The following is a 16,088-nucleotide window of genomic DNA, read 5'->3' on the forward strand; positions in this document are numbered from 1 at the left end:
GCGGGCACGCTTCTCGGGCGTGTCCTCAGGCCCGAGAAGCGTGCCCGCTTCCAGGCCGAGACCGCGGTGATGCAGGAGCGCTGGGGCGCGGAGCTCAGGGCCGATCCGTACTACAACATCAACCTTTCGCGGATCTCGGCGCATTACCGCCTGTAGGCGAAAGGTCCCGTGGCCGAGCCACGGGAGAAGTTCCTCATCGTTGTCGCCCCTCGGGAGGGCCGGCTGGTGGACCGGGGCTGCGGTGGAAGCCGCTTCCCGGATCGCTCGGGGCTCCGGTCAGTTCAGCTGGGCCGAGATGCTGCCGAACTTGTCGTTCAACTTCGTGCCGATCATCTGAAGCGTGCCGATGATCACCACGGCGATGAGAGCCGCGATCATGCCGTACTCGATGGCGGTCGCACCGCTGCGATCCTTCAGGAAGCGGGTGATCAGCTGCATGGGTTCCTCTTGCGCTCCGTTTCGGGCGCTGTCCGGCTTGGGACCGGCGCCACCGACAGAGATGAGATAGCTGAATACAACTTAACGAAGTCTCGCCGAGGTAGAAAATTGTCGCATATCAGGGTAGAATTTCGCAAAAGATCCTGAATATTGTAACCGCCGATCCGTGATGATGAGATCTCGAATAATCGTGCCCTATAAGATTGCGCGACAAGCCCATGTCAGCGACGCGCGCTCAACCGTGAGGCCACGAGGACCGCGAGCGTCACAGCCACGACAAGCAGCGTCGAAGCGGCATTGATCTCGGGGTTCACGCCGAGCCGGACTTGGCTGTAGAGGCGCATCGGCAGCGTGGTGGCGCCCGGCCCCGAGACAAAGCTCGCGATCACGAGGTCGTCGAGCGACAGGGTGAAGGCCAGGAGGAATCCCGCCAGCACCGCCGGAGCCAGAAGCGGCAGCGTCACGGTGGCGAAGACCCGCAGCGGTCCCGCGCCCAGGTCGGCGGCGGCTTCTTCGAGGCCGCGGTCGAGGCCGCGCAGGCGTGCGCCGACGACCACGGCGACGAAGCCGGTGCAGAACGTCGCGTGCGCGATCACGATCGTGCCGATGCCGCGGTCGAGCCCGATCCCGACGAAGAGCAGCAGAAGCGACAGGCCGATGATGACTTCCGGCATCACCATCGGGGCGAAGACGAGGCCGGTGAGGAGCGGGCGCGATCGGAAGCGCCCGTGGCGAGCGAGGGCCAAAGCCGCCAGCGTGCCGAGCACGGTGGCGATGGCGCCGGAGATGAGGGCGACTCGCAGGGAGACCCAGGCAGCGGCCAGGAGCGGCCCATTGGAGAGGAGCGCCGCATACCAGCGGGTCGAGAAGCCGCCCCACACGGTGACGAGCTGCGAGGCGTTGAACGAGTAGACCGCGAGCACCAGGATCGGCGCGTACAGGAAGGCGAGGCCGAGCCCGAGCACGGCGCGCAGGAACAGGCTCATGGCCGGTTGACCGGGCGGGTCACTGGGCCGCCTCACGACCGGCGCCGCGGAACAGGAGGACCGGGCCGATCACGATGAGGAGGAGCAGAACCGCGACCGCCGAGGCGAGCGGCCAGTCGCGGTTCGAGAAGAACTCGCCCCACAGCACGCGTCCGAGCATTAGGGTGTCGGAGCCTCCCAGCAGATCCGGAATGATGAACTCGCCGATCATCGGGATGAAGCAGAGCAGCGCGCCGGCCGCGATGCCGGGCGCGGCGAGCGGCAGCGTCACGCTCCAGAACACCCGCACCGGCCCCGCCCCGAGATCGGCTGCTGCCTCGCGCAAGCTGCCGTCGAGGCGGCTCATCACCGCGTAGAGGGGCAGCACCATGAAGGGCAGGTAGGCGTAGACGAGGCCGATCACCACGGCGGCCGGCGTGTTCAGGATCTCGAGGGGCTGCGCGATCAGGCCCAGGCGGATGAGGCCCGCGTTCAGCAGCCCCTCGGGCTTCAGGATCGCGATCCAGGCGTAGACCCGCACGAGGAAACTCGTCCAGAACGGCACCACCACCAGAGCGACGAGAAGCGGCTGTCCTCGGGCCGGCGCGCGGGCAAGCGCGTAGGCTAGCGGCGTCCCGAGCAGCACCAGGACGAGGCTCGCTGCGCCCGCATAGGCCAGCGAGCTGAGCGCCGCGTCGCGGTAGAACGTGTCGAACCAGAGCACCGCGTAGTTCTCGAAGTCGAGCGCTTCGAGGAAGCTGGCCCAACCCTCCCGGCCCCCCTGCCAGTCGAGCACCGGCAGGTAGGGCGGCATCGCGGTGGCGGCGTCCGATAGGCTGATCTTCAGGGTGATCAGGAACGGCACCAGGAAGAAGGCTGTCAGCCACGCGAGGGGTGGCAGCCGCACGAGGCGCGCGCGCCAGCTTTCCGCGGAGAACGCCTTCATGACGGCAGGATCGTCGCCGTCTCGGCGGCGAAGCTGAGAAGCACCGAGGCACCGGCCGGGAAGGCTTCCGCGTCCTCCGGCGGGCCGCTCGTGCGCACCGTGCTGCCGTCGCTGAGGCGCAGTGTGCGGGCGATGCGGTCGCCGAGGAAGGTGCGCTCGATGACCGTCGCGGCGATCCCCTCGCCGTCCGGCCGGAGCGCGATCCGCTCCGGTCGGACAGCCACCACCGCCTCGACACCTTCCTGCAGGGGCTCGGCGAGGCCGCGAGCGCGTACCGGCCCGAACGCGGTCCCGACGCTGCGGATGCCGCCCGGCTCGTCAGGCCCGAGCCGCCCTGGGATCAGGTTCACGTCGCCGAGAAGCCCCGCCACGTAGCGGCTCGCCGGCCGGTCGTAGAGCTCGGCCGTCGAGCCGATCTGCACGATGCGACCATGTGCCATCACGCCGACCCGGTCGGCGAGCCGCATTGCCTCCTCGGGATCGTGCGTGACCACCACGAAGCTGGTGCCCAGACGCCGCTGGAGGGCGCGCAGCTCGCTCTGCGTCTCCTCCCGGAGCGACCGGTCGAGAGCCGTCAGCGGTTCGTCGAGCAGCAGCAGCCGGGGTTCGCGGGCGAGCGCGCGGGCAAGCGCCACCCGCTGACGCTGGCCGCCCGAGAGCGTGTCGGGCCGGCGATCGCCGAAATCCTCGAGGCGCACCAGCCGCAGCAGCGCCGCGACACGCTCGGCGCGCTCGGCTCGAGGGCGATCCGCGAGGCCGTAGGCGACGTTCCGCGCCACGCTCATGTGCGGGAACAGCGCGTAGGACTGGAACATCATGTTGATCGGGCGCCGATGGGCCGGCTGCCCGGTCAGGTCCTGCGCCCCCAGCCGGATCGTGCCCGCATCCGGCTTCTCGAAGCCGGCGATCAGGCGCAGCAACGTGCTCTTGCCGCAGCCCGAGGGGCCGAGCAGGCAGAAGACCTCGTTCTCGGCGAGCGCGAGGTCGACGCCGTCCACGGCGATCGCGCCGCCGAACCGCTTCGTCACGCCAGCGAGCCGCAGCAGCGGCGCGGATGCCCCGGTCGCCTCGACCACGATCCCGCTCAGCCGTCCTCGCGCAGCGCCTCGGCGACGCGGGCCTCCAGGAGGTCCGGCCGCCGGATCACCAGGGCGCCGCGGGTGCGGTCCACCAGCCCCTCGCTCGCCATGGCGGTGAACTCGCGGGTCACCTGCTCGCGCCGACAGCCGATGCGGGCGGCGAGCACGTGGTGGTAGGGCGGCGGGCTCACCACGCGCTCCTCGCCTCCGCCGGAGCGCGGCACCGACAGGCGCAAGAGCTCGGCGTAGAGGCGGTGGCGCAGGTCGAGCAGCGCGTGCTCCATCAGGCGGGTGTTCAGCTCGCGCACCCGCTTGGCGAGCAGGCGGAACAGCCGGTCGGCAATGACCTCCGAGGCGAACACGATCTGGCGGAACACGGTGGCCGGGACCACGCAGACCTCGCCGCGGGTGAGCGCCGTGACGTTGGCCGAGCGCCCGACCCCGTCGATCGCCGCGAGCTCTCCGAAGAACGCGCCGCCGCGCATTTCTCCGAGGATCACCTCCTTGCCTGACTGAGTGCGGTTGAGGATGCGCACTTCGCCGCCCGCCAGGAAGTAGACGTCGGTGGAGATGTCGTCGAAATCGACCAGCACCTCGTGCTCGTCGAAGCGGCGCCAGTGGCAGCGGGTCTCGAACGGAGCGAGGTCGATGCCCGGCTCCTTGAAGAACGGTATGGTGGACAGCCGCGCCATCCGGATATGCCCCTCGCTGCGCGGGCCCGTCGCCGCGGGACCCGGGAGCCGGTTCTTCGCAGGAGGCGCCCCGTGGCCGGCTGATCCGGGTCGGGGCTTCGACGTGGCCGTGTCGTAGGTTTCGATCGTGACGGCAGCCTCAGGAGCGGTCAAGGCTGGGCCGGGCCGCGCGACCGGGTTGCGGCACGATTCAGGTGGATGGGCTGCGCTGACACCTTTGTGAGACACGCGCTGCTTTCCGCTCCCTGGCGCGCGCGCTAACGAGGATGCTTCTCCGAACGTGGCCGGCCCAGGGGGCGCGGCGGGCCGCGACGGCCGATCGAACCGGCGTTCCGCCGGCCGTCGCGCGTATCTGGGCCCCGACCGAGCCCGCGCGATGTCCGCTCCCTCCCCCACGGTTCTGCCGGAGACCTGCGCACGACACGGCCGGCAGGCAACGCTGGCTGCCGCCTTCGAGCGCGCAGGACCGGGCCTGCATACCGGGCGCTGCGCGCAGGTTCGGGTCTCGCCCGCCGCGGCCGGGGCCGGCATCCTGTTCCGTCGCACGCTGAAGAACGGGTGCCGGGCCGATGTGCCGGCTCACTGGCGCTACCGCGAATCGCAGCCCCTGTGCACGGCGCTGCGCTCGGCCGACGGCGTGCTGGTGCGCACCGTCGAGCACCTGATGGCGGCGCTCTCCGCGCACCGCATCGACAACGCTCTGGTCGAGCTCGATGCCGAGGAATTGCCGATCTTCGACGGCAGCGCCCTGTCCTGGTGCGCGGGGATCCGCCAGGCCGGTCGCGCCGAGCAGGACGCGCCGCGCCGGGCCGTGCGCGTCCTCCGCCCGGTCGAGGTGCGGTCGGGCGAGCGCTCGCTGCGTGTCGAGCCTTGCGACGTCTTGCGGATCTCGGCGCATCTCGCCCTGGCGCGCTTCCCGGCGATGGACTGGACGGGGCCGGTCGATCCCGAGACCTTCGACCGTGATCTGGCGCCCTCCCGCAGCTTCGGCCGGTTGAAATGGGCGGTGCCGCTGAAGCTCTACAGCTTCGTTACCGGCAAGCCGGTGCTGCGCGGCGCCAACCTCCGCACAACGGCCGGCATCCTCGGACGTCGCGTCGTCGGCGGCATGAGCGTGCCGGACGAGCCCGTGCGCCACCGTGCGCTCGACCTCGTGGGCGACCTCGCGCTGATCGGCCACCCGCTGCTCGGCCACGTCACGGCCGCACATACGGGCCACGAGCTCAACCACGCGCTGGTGGCGAAGCTCATGGCGGAGGCGGACGCCTGGGATTTGACCTGAGGCCGCCTTCGCCGGCCTCCGGCCGGTATTCTTTGCCGCTACCCTGTGCCAGCTAACCCTCTGCACCGCGCGCGTGGGCTCGATTCGGGTCGATCGCCCTTCTCTCAGTCGCGCCATTTGGGTCATTCTGATTGTAGGCATAGGAATATACAATCTAAAAATGTTTCAGGGCGCGATTTCTTGCGAAGAAATCAACGATCTATCTAAGCAGATCGACCAGATTAAGGAAAGTTTAGGAATCGTATCTTTAGGTTCGGACCTGATCTTCGGCCTGTCCGCCAATCTGATGCAAAATTATTGCTCAACAACGCCGGGTGTGTCGTCAAGCATTCGATGAGGGCCCATCTGGCTTCTGCCGCAGGACCAACGGCTGGAAGATCTGAGCGAAACGTAAGTCTTGAGCGCCGGAGACCGGGGCCACCCACCCCGCGCGTACAAGCCCGACAGAGGGGATGTTGCATGACACGGATCGTCGTCACATGGGCGAATGATGCCTCGCGGCTGGCTGCCGGCAATCGGGCCGACCTGATACTTGCGACCGCGCAGGGCGCCGCGGACGGCTGGGCGAAGCACATGCAAGGGCCCGGAACGATCGATATCGCCCTCGGTATCGGCAATGTCGGCGGTGCCAACGTCCTCGCCAATGGCGGTCCGCAATATGCCCGCAACGGCGCACGGTGGGAGTACGCCGCCCTTCTGGAGGCTCGAGAGGGCTACGACGGAAATGGCTGGACGCCGGACGGGACCGTCAACCTGGGCCAAAACAGGCTCAACGACCTTTTCTTCGATCCGAAGGGACTTGCCGGCGTACCGCGCAACAAGATCGACGCCTTCGCCCTGTTCCAGCACGAGATCGGCCACGCGCTCGGCTTCATCGACTTCCAAGCGCAGACGGCCCCCTCCGGAGCTCTGGTCTTCAACGGTGAGAACACGCGGGCCCTCCTCGGAGGGCCCGTGGTGCTCGACGGGTCGCGCTCCCATGTCTGGGGTATCGAGGATCTGATGGATCCTACCTCGCCATGGGGGGGACGCCCGCAGATCTCGGATCTCGACCTCGCAATGATGCAGGATCGTGGGATGCCCATCGCCACGGAGCGCGCCGACGTAGTCCGGCTCGGCAACGTCGCCAACACCTTTTTCGCCTATGGCGGCAATGACCGGATCGACGGTGGCGGCGGCGACGACACGATCTCGGGCGGTGCCGGCGACGACTCCCTCTGGGGCGGTGTCGGCAGCGACGTGCTGCAGGGCGGTGATGGAACGGACAAGGCCGTCTTCGGCGGGACGAGCGCGGGCTACAGCCTCGTCTACGACGCCGCCGCGGCCGGCGGCACGCTGAGCGTCCGGGACCGATCGAGCGGCAGCGTCGATCGCCTGAGCGAGATCGAGCAGATCGTCTTCGACGACGCGACTTTCGACGTGAAGACCCTGATGGAGGGGCTCGCCGATCGCTTCGGACCGATCGCAGCCGACGGCACCGCGCGGCACGAGACGGCCGTCGCGGCACAGGCCACCACCGTTCCGGACATCGACGGCGCCTTCGTGGCGACGGCCTGGGCACGTTTTGACAACCTGGGCGGTGGCTGGTTCCAGCGGATCTTCGACACCGGCAACGGGGCGAACGCCGACAACGTCTGGCTCGGGCAGGTCGGCAACAGCACCGACATGGCCTTCGAGATCCTGGACGGGACAACGGCGTACCGGGTCACGGCGAAGAACGCGATCGTGCAGGGTCAGGGCGCCGACTGGAAGGCGAGCGTCGACGACAACGGCTGGATGCGCCTGTTCAAGGACGGAGCCCTGCTCGCCGAGGGTCAGGGGACCGTGCCCCGGGACGTCGAGCGCACGAGCGAACGCGTCGGCCGCTCGAACTGGGCCGCCGATACCCCCCTCGTCGGCAGCGTGTACGACCTGCGGACCAAGGCCGACCTGCCCGACATCCACGGCGCCTTCAGTGCCAGCGTCCACGCGCGCTTCGACAACCTGAGCGGCGGCGCCTACCAGCGCGTCTACGACATCGGTAACGGCCCGAACGCCGACAACGTCTGGCTCGGGCAGGTCGGCAACGGCGACGACATGGCGTTCGAGGTCATCCGCAACGGGCGGGCGTACCGGATCGTGGCCCGAGACGCGATCGTCCAGGGCGTCGAGGAGAGCTGGACCACGAGCGTCGACGACAAGGGCTGGATGCGCCTGTTCAAGAACGGCGCGCTGCTCGCCGAGGGCCAGGGCGTGGTGCCCGCCGACGTCGTGCGGACGAACGAGCTGCTCGGACGCTCGAACTGGTCCGGCGACACGCCGCTGATCGGTGCCGTCTCGGACTTCACGCTCACGCGGCCGAACGGCGTGGCCGACATCCACGGTGCCTTCAAGGTCGTCGCCGAGGCACGCTTCGACAATCTGAGTGGTGGCGCGTTCCAGCGGATCTTCGACACCGGCAACGGGGCGGACGCCGACAACATCTGGCTCGGGCAGGTCGGCAACGGCGACGACATGGCCTTCGAGATCATCACCGGCTCGGCCAAGCACCGGATCGTCGCGGAAGACGCGATCGTTCAGGGCGAGACCGCGGATTGGAGCGCCGGCGTCGACCGGAACGGCGTGATGCAGATCTTCAAGAACGGCGCGCTGCGTGCCGAGGGGAAAGGCGCGCTGCCCGACGACGTGCTCCGCACGAGCGAGCTGGTCGGCCGCTCGAACTGGTCCGGCGATACGCCCCTGATCGGCGCGGTGACGGAGCTCCAGTTCTTCACGTAGGCGCGCCGCGAAGGGACGGAGCGCAGCACATTGCGGTCTCGGCTCAGCCGAGGCCGGTCAGAGCGCCGAGACTGATCATCACCAGCGGCAGCAGGGCCGCGGCCATGACCGTCTGGGTCGCGGTGATGCCGGCCATCAGCGGCGCGTCGCCGCCGAGCTGGCGTGCCATGATGTAGGCCGAGGACGCGGTCGGCAGGGTCTGGAACAGCAGCGCGGTCACCGCTGCCGGGCCGTTCAGGCCGAGCGCGAGGCAGGCCAGCACGGTCGCCACCGGCATCAGCCCGAACTTGAAGAGCGAGGCGGCGGCCACGGGCCAGATCCAGGCGCGCGCCGTGCCGAAATCGAGTGCCGCCCCGACGCAGAGCAGACCGAGCGGCAGCGACGCCTGACCCAGAGCTCTCAGGGCCGGCTCTATCCCCGGCGGCAGGGTCACATGGGCCGTCTGCAGGACGATGCCGCCGAGGCTGCCGAGCACCAACGGGTTGAGGGCGATCTGCCGGAGGATCGGGCCGGGGCGCGCCCGCTCGGCCGTGCCATAGCGGGCGAAGATCAGCACGCACAGCACGTTGACGGTCGGCACGATCGCGGCATTCGCGACCGCGGCCAGCGCTACACCCTGCGCCCCGTAGAGCCCCGCCGCCGCCGAGACGCCGACATAGTTGTTGAAGCGGATGCCGCCCTGGAACACCGAAGTGAAGGCCGCCCCGTCGAGCCGGAGCAGCGGGCGCGCCGCGACCAGCACCAGTGCGACGCAGGCCGTCGAGAGCACCAGCACGGCGGCGAGTTCGAGCACCGGCACGCCGTCAAGCCGGGCGGTGGCGAGACCGTGCACGAGCAGGCTTGGAAGCAAGACGTAGTAGGCGAGTCGCTCGGCTTGCGGCCAGAAGGCCGGCGCCAGGAAGGCGCCGCGGCGGAGCGCCGCGCCGAGGGCGATCAGGAGTGCGATCGGCACGAGCGCCGCGAGAATCGTCAGGGTCATGGCGCGCGGTATACCGAGCCGCCCGGTCGCGGGAAGCTCGGCCGCGGCGCGCCGATGACACGCGCCTGCGCGTCCGCTCGCGACGATCCAGTGATGATCCCTTGCAACCGGTTCCGGCCCCGGCCAGAACGCGGACCATGCTGCGCGTCAACGACCTCACCTACCGCATCGGCGACCGTGTCATCTTGGACGGGGCGAGCTTCACCATCCCCGAGGGCGCGCGGGTCGGCCTCGTCGGACGCAACGGCGCCGGCAAGACCACCCTGTTCCGGGCGATCCTCGGTGATCTGCCGACCGACGACCGGGCGATCGGCCTGCCCAAGGGCATGCGCATCGGTGCCGTGGCGCAGGAGGCGCCCGCCGGCCCCGAGACGCTGCACGCGGTGGTGCTCGCCGCCGACACCGAGCGCGCACGTCTGATGCAGGAGGCCGAGACCGCCGACGGGATCCGCAGGGCCGAGATCGAGACCCGGCTCGTCGATATCGGCGCCCATTCCGCTCCGGCCCGCGCGGCGGCGATCCTGCATGGCCTCGGCTTCGACGCGGCGGCCCAAGCGCGGCCCTGTTCGGACTTCTCGGGCGGTTGGCGCATGCGCGTGGCGCTCGCCGCCGTGCTGTTCTCAGAGCCGGACCTCCTGCTCCTCGACGAACCGACCAACTACCTCGACATCGAGGGTACGCTCTGGCTGTACGACTACTTGCAGAAGTACCCGCGCACCGCGATCATCATCAGCCACGACCGCGACCTGCTCGACGAGAGCGTCGACCACATCCTCCACCTCGACCGCGGCAAGCTCACGATCTATCGCGGCGGCTACACCAGCTTCGCCCGGCAGCTTGCCGAGAAGCGGGTGCTGCAGGCCAAGGCCAAGGCCAAGCAGGACGTCGAGCGCGCCCACCTCCAGAGCTTCATCGACCGCTTCAAGGCCAAGGCCACCAAGGCGCGTCAGGCACAGTCCCGCATGAAGCGGCTCGCCAAGATGGAGCCGATCGCGGCTTTGATCGAGGACGACGTGCCGGTGATCCACCTGCCGAGCCCGGAGAAGCCGCTCTCGCCGCCGATCGTCGCGATGGAGCGGGTGCAGGCGGGCTACGCGGACCGGATCGTGCTCTCGGGCCTCAACCTCAGCCTCGCGCCCGACGACCGGGTGGCGCTCTTGGGCGCGAACGGCAACGGCAAGTCGACCTTCTGCAAGCTGATCGGCGGGCGCCTGGCCCCGCTGACGGGCCAGGTGAAGCGCTCGTCCAAGATGGACGTGGCCTACTTCGCCCAGCACCAGCTCGACGAGCTGCGCCCCGCCGAGAGCGCCGTCGCGCACGTCCGTACCCTGATGCCGGGAGAACCCGAGGCCAAGGTGCGCTCGGCCGCGGCGCGCCTCGGTTTCGGCGCCGCTAAGGCCGACACGCCGGTGCAGCAGCTCTCGGGCGGCGAGAAGGCGCGCCTGCTGATGGGGCTCGCCGCCTTCCGGGGCCCGCACCTTCTCATCCTCGACGAGCCGACCAACCACCTCGACATTGAGAGCCGGCAGGCGCTCGTCGAGGCCATCAACGACTACGAGGGCGCCGTCATCCTGGTGAGCCACGACCGCTTCCTGGTCGAGGCCTGCGCCGACCGGCTCTGGCTGGTCTCGGACGGCACGGTGAAGACCTTCGACGGCGACATGGACGATTACCGCCGCCTCGTGCTCGCGGGCCCCGAGCGGGAGGAGCGCGATGCCGAGTCGAGCGGCGGCAAGCAGGCCGAGGCGCGCCGCGCGGGCGTCGAGCGCCGGGCGGCGCTCGCCCCCATGCGCAAGCGCCTGGAGGGCGTGGAGGCGCGGATGGCCAAGCTCACGGCCGCCATCGCCAAGATCGACGCCGCTCTGGAGGACGGCACCGCCTTCCGCGAGAACGCCGCCAAAGCCGGCGAGATCGCCCGGATGCGGGCGGAGGCGGCCGACGCCCTGGCGGCGGCCGAGGAGGAGTGGCTGAACCTCAGCGCCGAGATCGAGGCGGCCTGACCGTTTACCGGGTCTCAAAGGTCGGGGCGCATGCTGCGATGCGGAATCCGGGCCGCTCCCGGCCTTCCGCCCGCGAGGAGACCCGTGATGATCCCGCGCACCAACGCCTGGCTGACCCGCGTCCGCGCCCGTCCGGAGCCTCCCGCCCCCGCGCCGGCCACCGGGCTCACCGCCGTTCTGGCTTTCCTCAACGCCGTGTCGCGGGCCTGTGCCGACGCTGAGAGCCCCGAGACGGCCGTGCGCGACTGCCTCGGCATCGTGGCGGGCTTCACCGGCTGGCCGATCGGCCACGCCTATCGCCGCCGCCCCGACGGTCGCCTCGCCTCGATGCAGGTTTGGCACCTTGTCCGGCACGGTGACGCTCCGGCCGCGGACCGCTTCGTGGCGACCTCCGAGCAGGCGGTCTTCGCACCGGGGCAAGGAGTGGTCGGCGGCGTGGCGGGGAGCGGGGAGGCCGTCGCCTGTCCCGACGTCACCGTGCTGAAGGGCTTCGTCAGGGCGGACGCCGCCCGTGCCAACGGGGTTCGCGGCTGCTTCGCCTTCCCGGTCCGGGTCGGTGCGCAGGTGGAGATCGTGCTGGAATTCTTCTCCCGCGAGGCCGCCGCGCTGGACGAGAACCTGCTCCAGCTCATGGCCTACGTGGCCGAGCGCCTCGCCGCCGTGCTGGCCGAGCACGCGCAGCGCCAGCGCGTCCAGGCGCTGATGCGCTCGCTCGACGCGGTCGCGGTCGCGCTCGCCGAGACGACGGCCGGGGTCGAGGCGCGGGCCGGGACCGTGCTCGCCGTCGCCCGCGGCGTGGAGGCCGGCCGTGCGCAGGTCGACGGCGCCTGTGCCGAGGCGACGGCCGAGATCGAGCGCGTCAGCCGCTCGGCCGAGGATCTGGTCGCGCTCTCCCGGGATGCCCGGCAGAGGGCACACGACGTCGAGGCGATCGCGGTCGGGACCGCCGCGGTGCTGGGCGAGTCGGCCGCGGTCTTCGCCGACCTCCAGGCGAAGATCGACAGCGTCGGCCGGATCACCGCGCTGATCCGCGACATCGCCCGCCAGACCGGTCTCCTGGCTCTCAATGCCACAATCGAGGCGGCGCGCGCCGGCGAGGCCGGCCGCGGCTTCTCCGTGGTGGCGAGCGAGGTCAAGAGCCTCTCCGCCCGCGTCGCCGGCGCGACGACCGAGATCGCCGACCAGATGGCGCTGCTCGAACAGGCCGCCCTGCAATCGCGCGCGGTGATCGGGCGAGTGCAGGGCGAGGTCGTCACCGTGCAGGAGACGGCGGGCGCCATCGCGCGGGCCAGCGCATCGCATCAGGACGCCTCGCACGCGGTGGCCGAGCGCGTCGAGCGGGCCCGCACCACCCTGACCGGAACGGGAACGCATCTCGACGCGCTGCGCCGCGCCACGGCCGACGCTCTCGTCTCCTCGGAGGATCTGGGCCGCAGTGCCGGCGATCTGCGCGACCAGGGCCGGGATCTCGGCGATGCCGCGGCGCAACTCGCCACCGCCATGCCCTAGGTACCGGACCGGCGGTGATCCGGCGCCACGCAACGCAGGTCCGCTCCCGGCGTTGTCGCGGCGAGCACGGCGGCGGAACGCTGCGGCAGGCAGGAGACGGCATGGCGCGGCGACCTCACGGCATCGGACCGCTCCTGGCGCGCGGGGCCGCGAAGGGACTCGGGATCGCCGCCCTTGGAGGCGCGGCGGCTTGGCTCGCCTGGAGCCGGCTCGCCGTACCGCACCGGGTGCCGCTCCACCCTGCCCTGCCGGGTCGGCGCGAGGCGCTCGACACCGCCCGCGCCGGCCGGGTCTCGTTCTACGGCGACGACGCGGCGGACGGTGTGCCGCTGCTCCTCGTGCACTCGGTCAATGCGGCCGCGAGCGCCTACGAGGTGCGCCCGCTCTACGGGCATTACCGGCGCGAGCGCCCGGTCTACGCTCTCGACCTGCCGGGCTTCGGCTTCTCCGAGCGCTCACGGCGCCTCTACACGCCCGGCCTGATGGTCGAGGCGATCCACGCGGTCGCGGGGGAGATCCGGCGCCGGCACGGCGGCGTGCGGATCGACGCGCTCGGGCTCTCGCTCTCCTGCGCCTACCTGGCCCGCGCAGCCCTGGAGCGGGCACAGGACTATCGCAGCCTCGCGCTGATCAGCCCGGCGGGCTTCGACGCGCGCCTCTCGGGCCGCGGTGCACCGGGCGGCGACCGCCGCCGCCCGACCACGCGGGCGATCCTCGACGCGCCGCCGCACGGCCGGGCGCTCTTCGACGCGCTCACCAGCCGGCCGAGCCTACGCTTCTTCCTGGAGAAGACCTGGGGATCGTCCGAGATCGACGAGGGGTTGCTCGCCTACGACTACGACACGACGCACCAGCCGGGGGCCGAGCACGCACCGTTCTGCTTCGTCGGGGGCTACCTGTTCCCGACCGACGCCACGCGGCTCTACGAGGGGCTCTGGCTGCCGGTGCTGATGCTGCACGGGGAGCGCGGCGACTTCGTCGACTATCGCGACGCCCCGCGCTTCGCGGCCCGGCCGAACTGGCGCGTCGCGTCCCTGCCGACCGGCGCCTTCCCGCATTTCGAGGCGCTGGACACGGTCCGGGACCGCTACGACGCCTTCCTGAGCGAGATGGTCTGAACCGTCAGTTCGCGAGGGCGCTCGCCGAGCGGGCGCGCGGCGCGAGCTGCCGCGGTCCGCCCATCAGGGCATCCAGGCGGCTCATCCGAGCCGTGAAGCCTTCCGAGGCGGCGATGGCCGCCCGGCTCTGCGGTTTTGCCGCCTGATGGGCCGCGGCCCTGCCGTGGTGCACTTCGCGGGCGGCTGCGAGTGCGGGGAGAGCGACGAGGCCGGCGAGCGCGAGTGCGACGGCGCGATGATGCGATGACATGACCGCGATCCTGTTCCGAGCGGCGGGGCGGAACGCGCCACGCCCGATTGCGGTCAAGCTACGTCCGGTCCTCTCCGGCATCTGTGCGGTGCGGCACATCGCGCGATCTGGGCGCCGGTTGTGCAGGCGGGCACGCGCCGCGTAGGCTGGGCCGGAGGAATGCGGGAGGATGGCATGTCGCCTGAACTCAGGGAATCGCGCGCGGCCCTGATCCTGCTCGCCGTCGCGGTCGTCTCGGTGCTGGCCTTCGGGGCCTTCACGCTGCTGACGCAGATCGGCTGAGCCGGCGCGGAGCCGGCCGCGCCGGTGCGCGTTGACGAGGTCGCGACGCGGGAGATCCTGGGCATATGGACGGCGCCGATCTGTTTCCGGGGTTCGAGGCGCTCTGGCTCGAAGCGCCATGGGGCAAGGCCTTCGCGCGGGCCGGTGGCCCCGAGACGGCACCGCCGCTCCTGCTGCTCCACGGTTTCCCGGAAAGCCACGCCATGTGGCACCGGATCGCCCCGGATCTCGCCCGCGACCATCGCGTGATCTGTCTCGATCTCAAGGGCTACGGCTGGTCTGCCGCGCCCCCCGGCGATCCGGCGCACGAGGCCTACGCCAAGCGGACGCTCGGCCGCGAGATCGTCGCCCTGATGGAGCGGATCGGCCATGTCCATTTCGTGCTCGCCGGCCACGACCGCGGCGCGCGGGTCGCCTACCGCCTCGCCCTCGACGAGCCCGGCCGTGTCGCGCGGCTCGTCCTCATCGACATCGTGCCGACCGCCGTGCAGTGGGAGCGCATTGAGGCCCGGCCCGGCCTGAATCCGCACTGGTCGTTCCTCGCCGAGGCGGCTCCCGCCCCGGAGCAGCAGATCGCGGCGGGGCCCGACGCCTATTTCGAGGGTTTGCTGAAGGGCTGGGCGGGCTCGCCCGACCTCGCGGCCTTCGACCCGCGTGCGCTCGACCTCTACCGACAGGCCTGGAACGTCCCGGACCGGATCCACGCCATGTGCGAGGATTACCGCGCCGGGGCCGGCCCGGACCGCGCCGCCGACGCGGCCGACATTGCGGCCGGCCGCACGCTCGCCATGCCGGTGCTGGTCCTGTCGAGCAGCGCGTATCTCGACAAGGGCAAGCCGGAGACCGCGCTGGAGGCGTGGCGGCGAACCCTGGCGCCGAACGCGGTCGGCACGGGGATCGCGGGCGGCCATTTCCTGGCCGAGGAGAACCCGAGCGAGACGCTCAGGGCCATGCGCGCGTTCCTGGCGCGGTGACGCGCGCCGCTGCGGCCTCGGGAATCGACGGGGCGCCCTACGCCGTCTCGAAGCGCCCCAGAACCACGGTCGTCTCGCCGTAGTCGCGCCGCTCGAGCTCGCGGAAGCCCGAGGGCAGCGCCACGCCGGCCGAGCCCGATTCCTCGACGACGACCAGCGCGTCCCGGGTCAGCCAGCCGCCCGCGGCGGCGCTCGCCAGCGCCGCCGGCGCGAGGTCGCGGCCGTAGGGCGGATCGCAGAAGACGAGGCCGTAGGGCGCGCCCGGACCGACCGGCCCGAGCTTCGTGGCGTCGCGCCGGAACAGGCGCGTCGTGCCCTCGGCCCCGAAGGCCTCGATGTTGGCGCGGATCACGCCCCGCGCCTCCGTGCCCTCGTCCACGAGGAGCGCGTAGGCGGCGCCGCGCGACAAGGCTTCGAAACTCAGCGCGCCGGTGCCGGCAAAGAGGTCGAGCACCCGCGCGCCCGGCACCGGATCGTCGTAGGCATGGGCGAGCACGTTGAAGAGGGCCTCGCGCAGCCGGTCCGAGGTCGGCCGGATCGCGTCGGTCCGGGGCGTGGCGAGGCGCCGCCCGCGCCACGCCCCGGACCGACGCGATCCGGCCGACCTCGGACCGGCTGCGCGAGGCCCTCTTCAACGTGCTCGCCCATGCCTACGACGATCCGGTGCCGGGCGCGCGGGTGCTCGACCTCTTTGCCGGCACCGGCGCGCTGAGTTTCGAAGCCTTGTCGCGCGGCGCCGCCTACGCGCTCCTCGTGGACGAGGGCACGGAGGCGCGGGGCGTGATCCGCGCCAACATCGAGGCCTTCGGGGCCGAGG

Annotated in this window: 14 protein-coding genes and 1 pseudogene; 7 read left to right on the forward strand and 8 right to left on the reverse strand. The window is 71.0% G+C overall.

The window, feature by feature from the left end; all coding sequences use genetic code 11:
- Positions 1-276: 276 nt before the first annotated feature.
- From MFF54_RS21625 to MFF54_RS21645, 5 genes are all read right to left on the reverse strand, one after another.
- Positions 277-438, reverse strand: coding sequence for a Flp family type IVb pilin (locus tag MFF54_RS21625; protein WP_238306329.1), 162 nt, complete (start codon positions 436-438; stop codon positions 277-279).
- 221 nt (positions 439-659) lie between these two features.
- A complete protein-coding gene (locus MFF54_RS21630; RefSeq protein WP_238306330.1) occupies positions 660-1,424 on the reverse strand; it encodes an ABC transporter permease in 765 nt (254 codons plus the stop codon).
- A 19-nt stretch (positions 1,425-1,443) separates the two neighbouring features.
- Entirely contained in the window at positions 1,444-2,349 is a 906-nt protein-coding gene (locus MFF54_RS21635; protein WP_238306331.1) for an ABC transporter permease, read from the reverse strand.
- The gene (locus MFF54_RS21640; protein ID WP_238306332.1) at positions 2,346-3,425 is read right to left on the reverse strand and encodes an ABC transporter ATP-binding protein; all 1,080 of its coding nucleotides are present in this window, start codon (positions 3,423-3,425) and stop codon (positions 2,346-2,348) included. Before MFF54_RS21640 ends, MFF54_RS21635 begins: the two co-directional genes overlap by 4 nt.
- 8 nt (positions 3,426-3,433) lie before the next feature.
- Positions 3,434-4,120, reverse strand: a complete 687-nt coding sequence (locus MFF54_RS21645; RefSeq protein ID WP_238306333.1) for a Crp/Fnr family transcriptional regulator — start codon at positions 4,118-4,120, stop codon at positions 3,434-3,436.
- A 376-nt stretch (positions 4,121-4,496) separates the two neighbouring features.
- Between MFF54_RS21645 and MFF54_RS21650 the strand changes: the two genes are divergently transcribed.
- Positions 4,497-5,402 (forward strand): UDP-3-O-acyl-N-acetylglucosamine deacetylase, encoded by a 906-nt coding sequence (locus MFF54_RS21650; RefSeq protein ID WP_238306334.1) that lies wholly within the window; start codon positions 4,497-4,499, stop codon positions 5,400-5,402.
- A gap of 459 nt (positions 5,403-5,861) precedes the next feature.
- Complete coding sequence (locus MFF54_RS21655) at positions 5,862-8,159, forward strand: LamG domain-containing protein (protein ID WP_238306335.1); 2,298 nt, start codon at positions 5,862-5,864, stop codon at positions 8,157-8,159.
- 43 nt (positions 8,160-8,202) lie between these two features.
- On the opposite strand, the gene MFF54_RS21660 is transcribed toward MFF54_RS21655, so the two are convergent.
- Positions 8,203-9,138, reverse strand: a complete 936-nt coding sequence (locus MFF54_RS21660; RefSeq protein WP_238306336.1) for an AEC family transporter — start codon at positions 9,136-9,138, stop codon at positions 8,203-8,205.
- A gap of 137 nt (positions 9,139-9,275) precedes the next feature.
- Between MFF54_RS21660 and MFF54_RS21665 the strand changes: the two genes are divergently transcribed.
- The 3 genes from MFF54_RS21665 to MFF54_RS21675 all read left to right on the forward strand — a co-directional run bounded on the left by MFF54_RS21665 (position 9,276) and on the right by MFF54_RS21675 (position 13,765).
- Complete coding sequence (locus MFF54_RS21665; protein ID WP_238306337.1) at positions 9,276-11,138, forward strand: ABC-F family ATP-binding cassette domain-containing protein; 1,863 nt, start codon at positions 9,276-9,278, stop codon at positions 11,136-11,138.
- Between the two features lie 87 nt (positions 11,139-11,225).
- A complete protein-coding gene (locus MFF54_RS27680) occupies positions 11,226-12,647 on the forward strand; it encodes a methyl-accepting chemotaxis protein (protein WP_283206306.1) in 1,422 nt (473 codons plus the stop codon).
- Between the two features lie 101 nt (positions 12,648-12,748).
- A complete protein-coding gene (locus MFF54_RS21675; RefSeq protein WP_238306338.1) occupies positions 12,749-13,765 on the forward strand; it encodes an alpha/beta fold hydrolase in 1,017 nt (338 codons plus the stop codon).
- A gap of 4 nt (positions 13,766-13,769) precedes the next feature.
- Here the strand turns inward: MFF54_RS21675 and MFF54_RS21680 are convergent, their stop codons facing one another.
- Positions 13,770-14,015: a hypothetical protein gene (locus MFF54_RS21680; protein WP_238306339.1), complete on the reverse strand. Its 246-nt coding sequence runs from the start codon at positions 14,013-14,015 to the stop codon at positions 13,770-13,772.
- Between the two features lie 347 nt (positions 14,016-14,362).
- Here MFF54_RS21680 and MFF54_RS21685 point away from each other — a divergent pair, with 347 nt between their 5' ends.
- The gene (locus tag MFF54_RS21685) at positions 14,363-15,271 is read left to right on the forward strand and encodes an alpha/beta fold hydrolase (RefSeq protein ID WP_238306340.1); all 909 of its coding nucleotides are present in this window, start codon (positions 14,363-14,365) and stop codon (positions 15,269-15,271) included.
- A gap of 37 nt (positions 15,272-15,308) precedes the next feature.
- Here the strand turns inward: MFF54_RS21685 and rsmD are convergent.
- Positions 15,309-15,854, reverse strand: a pseudogene (rsmD, locus tag MFF54_RS21690) (16S rRNA (guanine(966)-N(2))-methyltransferase RsmD); the annotation flags it as partial.
- An 11-nt stretch (positions 15,855-15,865) separates the two neighbouring features.
- Between rsmD and MFF54_RS21695 the strand changes: the two are divergent.
- Positions 15,866-16,088, forward strand: a 223-nt coding sequence (locus tag MFF54_RS21695) for an RsmD family RNA methyltransferase (RefSeq protein WP_238306343.1), incomplete at its 3' end; no start/stop codon positions are given.

Origin of the sequence: Methylobacterium gregans (assembly GCF_022179245.1) — a bacterium.
GTDB lineage: Bacteria > Pseudomonadota > Alphaproteobacteria > Rhizobiales > Beijerinckiaceae > Methylobacterium > Methylobacterium gregans.